General features: G+C 42.8%; 3 protein-coding genes and 2 pseudogenes. 4 read left to right on the top strand and 1 reads right to left on the bottom strand.

From position 1 onward, the window contains the following. Positions 1 to 142: 142 nt before the first annotated feature. Positions 143 to 1,969 carry a mechanosensitive ion channel family protein gene (locus Q4546_RS13770; RefSeq protein WP_303446438.1) on the top strand — a complete coding sequence of 609 codons (1,827 nt, stop codon included), beginning with the start codon at positions 143 to 145 and terminating at the stop codon, positions 1,967 to 1,969. An 84-nt stretch (positions 1,970 to 2,053) separates the two neighbouring features. Here Q4546_RS13770 and Q4546_RS13775 read toward each other — a convergent pair whose 3' ends face one another. Beyond that, positions 2,054 to 2,314, bottom strand: a complete 261-nt coding sequence (locus Q4546_RS13775) for a DUF5062 family protein (protein ID WP_303446439.1) — start codon at positions 2,312 to 2,314, stop codon at positions 2,054 to 2,056. A 223-nt stretch (positions 2,315 to 2,537) separates the two neighbouring features. Between Q4546_RS13775 and Q4546_RS13780 the strand changes: the two genes are divergently transcribed. The 3 genes and pseudogenes from Q4546_RS13780 to Q4546_RS13790 form a co-directional block, all read left to right on the top strand. Continuing rightward, positions 2,538 to 3,596, top strand: coding sequence for a phosphotransferase (locus Q4546_RS13780; protein ID WP_303446440.1), 1,059 nt, complete (start codon positions 2,538 to 2,540; stop codon positions 3,594 to 3,596). Positions 3,597 to 3,899: 303 nt separating this feature from the next. Next, positions 3,900 to 5,629: pseudogene (locus Q4546_RS13785) on the top strand (winged helix-turn-helix domain-containing protein); the annotation flags it as partial. A gap of 39 nt (positions 5,630 to 5,668) precedes the next feature. After that, positions 5,669 to 5,983 (top strand): annotated as a pseudogene (locus tag Q4546_RS13790) (GGDEF domain-containing protein); the annotation flags it as partial. Between the last annotated feature and the right edge of the window lie 398 nt (positions 5,984 to 6,381).

The raw sequence follows: 6,381 nt of genomic DNA on the forward strand, positions 1-6,381 counted from the left end.
TATCATATGAAAAGTTATCTTGGTGATAAAGTTGAGACACCCATTTATGTAACTTTTACTTACTTAGAAGTGTGCCTCCCTAGCAGTCTGAGGCTAAAACACATATATTTGAGCTAGATATTGCGCTTTTAGGGATAAAAATATGCTGCAAACAACATGGCGAACGCTTTTTACTGCTTTTGTGTTGTTATCGATGTCAAGCCTTGCGCCAACCGCCATGGCTGCAGACGATATCAACTTAAAACAAGTTGCCGAAGCAGAAAAGCGCAGTGAAGCCATTGCCGAAGCTCAAGGCGGACTCACCCTCGCCCGAGATGGCGAAACTCCTTTATCAGCCCTCATTGAAATCGGTCGAGCGGTACAAGAAAACGACTGGGAAGCTGCCACTGAGTTTATTGATCTGCGTTACCTGCCCAAAGATATTAATCCCGAAGATGGTGCCGATTTACTGCGTAAACTGGCGATATTATGGAATAAACAAAACATCCTCGACCTTTCGCAGATCAGCGATCAACCAGAAGGACACCTTAACGATAAACTGCCAAGCTATCGTGATTTGTTAGGGGTACTAGAAACCAGTAAAGGCCCTGTTCCGGTCTATTTACAGCGAGTTCCAGACGGTAAAAAAGGCAAAATTTGGAAGATCTCTAACGCCACTATAGCCCAAGTTCCTGAGCTATGGGACGAATATGGCTACAGCCCGCAAATCGAAGCACTGGCTAACGTTTTACCGCAATTCACCATGTTCCATATGGAAAACTGGCAACTGCTGATCTTTATTCTGTGTATTTTCTTTGGTTGGATCGCCACCGGATTAATCAGCATTGCCGCCAAAACCATTGCCGCTAAATTTGAACATAAACTGGCTGGATTAACCCGTTTTTCAGGCAACAGCTTGCGCTGGTTTTTATATCTTTCGAGCTTGCAATATGTGGCGCTGTCATTAGGTTTATCGATTAGGGCACGTGTATGGTTTGATAACAGCACCTTGCTGTATATCGCCAACACCATTCTAATTTTAGGTTTAGTGGAATTGTATTCCGCAATAAAATCCAAGCAATTAAACGATCAAGATAAAAGCTACTCCGTGGCCTTACTCAGGCCTATGGTAGCAATATTAAAAATCGTCATTGTGGTGGTTATTGCCTTAATGTGGTTTGAAAGCTCAGGATACAACATGGCCACCATTTTAACCGGCCTAGGTGTCGGCAGTTTAGCCATTGCCTTGGCGGCGCAAAAACCATTAGAAAATGTCTTCGGCGCATTAACTTTATATGCTGCAAGACCAATAAAACCGGGGGATTTTTGCCGCTTTGGCACCACTATGGGCGTAGTTGAAGAAATTGGCTTACGCTCGACACGGATCAGAAAACTCGATCGCACCGTAGTGCATATCCCTAACTCGGTATTTTCATCCCAAGAGTTAGAAAACTTCTCTGTTATCGATCGTCGCCGCTATAAGCACGATCTGCGCATTAGCCTTGATACCAGTAAAGAGCAACTGCAAATGCTGTTAATGGAACTGCGAAAATTATTATTGTCACACCCCAGAGTGTTAGAGATTGCTCAGCGGGCGCGTTTTCTTGCCATTGAGCGTGATGCGTTTGTCGTCAACGTAAATGCCTATATCGATACCGGTGATATCAATGAATATTTTGGTATTGCTGAGGATTTAAACTTTCACTTACTGAATATTTTAAAGCAGTTAGACATTAAAATTGCCCCTATTGGTCAAAATGTCATGCTACAAAATGCCAGCAGCGCAGACGTCGAGGTACAACAACAAGCGGAGCAAACCATTAAACAATTAATCGAGGAAGATGCCTTACCTTTTCCCAATTACAGCGAAGCTACCCGTGATGAATTTAAAGGCACAGTGCCCTACCCACCTGTGGGCAGTGTCACTAAACCTAAAGATGTGATGAAATCACCAGAAGAAACTGACATTGAAGTAGAACTGAAAGGATAAGTTTTACATTCCAGTCGCCATTAAAAAGCCGAGAACATCTCGGCTTTTTACGTAATCGGAATAACTAAGCAACTCACCCATGGGTTAGTTTTTAAGGGGATGATCTTCAGGAAGTTGGCGACTGATCCACAAAATCAATTTATGCTTACGATTTGGGCCATCATCATTATCTTCAGCTAATGCTTGAATTAGCCCATCTTGCACCAATAAACGGTAAATACATTCCACTTTATCTTTTGGCGATATACCAACACCAAAGTTTTCAAAACCGCGACGTTTTGCATAACCCTCACCAATTTCCATTGCGAGTTTAAGCAATTTAGTATCGTTCTTAGCTGGCTTCATATAAGCACTCTCGTTTGGGGCTTTACGCTAAAACTACGCTATTGGGGATAAAATTCAATCACTGCTGCGTAAAAACAGCAGCCAATAACTTGTTTTATTCTTAGTTGAGCAATTATCAATCGATTAGCTTATCACTTTAGCTATTAAGTAAAATTCTGGCACAATAGCTAGATTATGGTTTTATGAAGTGGCTACAACATCAAAAAGGGAAAGTAAGGGTTTAATGACAATAGATAAAGCAGTTATTAGCAAGATTACCACGGCATTAAAAGCTCAAAGTATAAGCGAGATTGAGGTAATTCAATCCCTATGGGGCGGTTATGGCGAACTATTTCGCGCTAAGCTTACTGGTAGCCAATATTCATCTGTTATCGTTAAACACATTAAACTGCCACAGCCAGAGTCGCATCCCAAGGGCTGGAATAGCGCCCTATCACATCAACGTAAACTCAAATCTTATCAAGTTGAAGCTAACTGGTATCAGCACTACGCTCAGCTATGTGGCAGTGGCAGTGGCAGTGGCAGTGATAATGATCGTCAAAGCGAAAACAGCGTGCCTCAATGTTTATACATTCAGCGCAGCGAACTAGAAACCTTACTGATCCTTGAAGACTTACATACTTTAGGTTTCGATCAAGTATTAACCCATGCAGATCACACAGCCATTTTGGCCAGCCTTAAATGGCTGGGGCATTTTCACGGCCAATTTATGGCTAATCAATTTACAACTAGCCAGCCATCAACCGTGAATACCACCGACCTATGGCCCACAGGCAGCTACTGGCATTTAGATACTCGCCCCGATGAATTACAGGCACTCAGCGATCAGCCGTTAAAAATGGCAGCCAATACAATCGATCGCGCTTTAAAACAGACGCCATACCAAACAATAATCCACGGCGATGCCAAACTCGCTAACTTTTGTTTTAATACTCACCACGACAAAGCTGCTGCGGTGGACTTTCAATATGTGGGCCAAGGTTGCGGCATGAAAGATGTGATTTTACTGCTAAGCAGTACGCTGACATTTACTGAACCACATAAACTAATCGAGCAATATTTGGATTACTATTTTAGTCAGCTCGCCAGCAGCATTAATCTCCATCAGCCAGATATTAATCCTAAAGAGGTTGAACAAACTTGGCGCCCTTTGTATTGCATAGCATGGGCCGATTTTCAGCGCTTTATTAAAGGCTGGAGCCCAAAGCATGTCAAAATAAACGCTTATACAGAAATGTTAACCGCACAGGCCTTAAGCCAGCTAACGACATCATCAAAGTAGCCAAACCTACTAGTGACTTTTTAAGGACAATATCGACAACGACTATCTAGATAACAACGGTTTTATTAACAAGCATAGCGACAAAAGACATAGCGATAAAAACTAGCCTCGCAAAATCTACAGAATAAAAGCCAAGCAAAATCGCCTGACAAAGATATCCACTCTGTTTGCTTGGCGATCGCTTACAAAAACAACCATTTATTGATATAACTAATGTCTAATGTACTAATTTTGCATATCAAAATCTTGTCGTTTTTTAACTCACGACATTGAAAAATAGCTGATATTCAATGGATTGTAATAATGAGCAAAGATATATTTTTCTTTGGTGACTGGCAGGTTGACCCTAATAGTAACTCCCTTAGACAAGGTAAAAAAACCAAACAACTTGGCCTAAGGCAATGGATGTTTTATTGCTGTTATGTCAACAGCAAGGCGAGGTACTCAGCAGTGATGACATTGTCAATCAATGCTGGCCAGAAGCCGATATTGGCGATAATCCACTGCATAAAGTCATTAACCAATTACGCCGCGCATTGGGCGATAAAGCCACTGAACCCAGCTATATTGAAACCATTCGCAAGCGCGGCTATCGCACTCTTGCTAAGGTAAATTTCCCCATTGGCCATGAAACCGTGGCCGACAGCCAGACGTGGCAAGCAGGATCACCCTTTGCGGGCTTACAAGCCTATAGCGCCAATTACGCCGAGGTGTTTTTTGGTCGCAGCAAACAAATTGCCACCTTGCTTGAATGCATCAGTGTACAAGTTAAATATGGCCGCGGATTTTGTTTAGTTTTAGGCCCTAGCGGCAGCGGAAAATCATCACTCATTAATGCCGGAATCATGCCCAATTTAATGGCTAATACGGGTTACAACGGGGTAAAGGTTGCCAGCTATAGCCATTTAGATTTTGCCAATGTGGCTAAAACACAATTATTTTCCGAACTGGCCAGTATCATGCTGGACTGGGAAATCAACGATATTCCAGTATTTAGTGGTGACAGCGCCGAAACCCTGTCGCACAAGCTAATAACAGATATGCCCACCATTATTGAGCAATGTCAGCAGGCCATCAAACTCAGCAGCACTAACGAAACTCACTTAGCATTGTTTATTGATCGCTTAGAAGTCTTTCTGTCATCGCCGATCTTTGCTGACGATCAACGTTATGCATTTATTGAAATCTTAGAAAAACTCGCCAACTCTTCTGTGGTATTGATTATCAGTGCTTGTCGTAATGAGTTTTACCCATTACTAGTGACTTATCCCAGTTTAATGGCGGGTAAAGGTAAAGGGGCTCATTTTGATTTAGCGTCGCCTTCGCGTAATGAATTACTGCAAATGATCCGCCTGCCAGCAATTGCAGCCAATTTAAGCTGGAGTGTCGATCCTGAAACAGCCATGCCGCTAGATGAAATACTCTGTACAGAGGCCGCCAGTAACCCTGATGCATTACCTATGTTGCAATACATGTTGCAAGCGCTATACCTGCAACGCAGTAAAGACAATCAATTACTGTTTAGCGTTTACCAACAATTAGGCGGTATCGAAGGCGCAATAGGTAAAAATGCCGACGACGCCATGGCACAATTAACTGATTCACAACAAGCCTGTTTACCACAGGTATTGTCCCTACTGGTGACGCTGCGAGAGGATGAAACCTCCATCACCAGCCGCACCGCAACTTGGTCACAACTGCAAAGCAAAGAACAGCACACATTGACCCAAGCTATGGTCAATAGCCGCTTATTTGTGTCCCACCTGCAAAATGGCCAAGCCTGTTTTAGCATTGCTCACGAAGCATTATTAAGGCGCTGGCCACGGGCAACCGCCTGGATTAACGAACACAATGATAGCCTGCGAATAAAAAGTCGCTTACATCATCTGACTAAACGCTGGCTGGCAGAAAATAAGCATAAAGCCTATTTGCTAGCAGAAGGAAAACCCCTAAAAGAAGCCCAAGCACTTAAACATAATCCACTGTTTGCTCAAGATCTAACACCACACGAGTTGGCATTAATCAGCGCCTCCAATAATCATGAAAAACGTCAGCGCTGGCAAAAAGTCGCCGACGCCATTAAAGCCTCTGTGCCTAATAACGAATGCACCGTGGCCAGATATGGCGGCGAAGAGTTTGCACTGATATTGCCAAATTTAAGCACTGTAGAGGTGGAGCAAATAGCCTTACTCGTTCAACAAAATATCAAGGCCCTAACTTTTATTGATATTGGTTTGGATGAATCAGTCAGCATTAGTGTAAGCCAAGGCTATGCATGTGAAATCAATAGCCAATTTCGAACGGCTAAAGCCTTGTTATGCGCTGCAGACACCGCATTGTATCGTGCCAAAGCCAATGGCAGAAATCGTATTAATGCGTCTTGTTAACCACTTCAATAAGCTAACTAACTGACCTCCCCTAAATAAGTAAAAGGTAAGCAAATGTAAGTAAGCACAAACTCACACCTTAATCTTATCTAGCTTGGGTTAAGGATGTTGCAGCGAGTACAACTAACAATACTCGCTGCCAAGTCACAGGTCTCATAGTACTTAACGTCAATTCGGATACTCTGTTTTACAGTTATAGCTTCATGCTTTCGTACTGGTTAATTGTGGCCATTCGCAGGCCAAGCCTCACAGTTCAAAGCATTGGTAACCAAAGGATAACTGTTATAGCGTTATGCTTTCGTACTGGTTAATAGTGGCCAGTCGCAGGCCAAGCCGCACAGTTCAAAGCATTGGTAACCAAAGGATAATTGTTATAGCTTTATGCTTTCGTACTGATT

The organism is Shewanella sp. 4_MG-2023 (assembly GCF_030548015.1).
Lineage (GTDB): Bacteria > Pseudomonadota > Gammaproteobacteria > Enterobacterales > Shewanellaceae > Shewanella.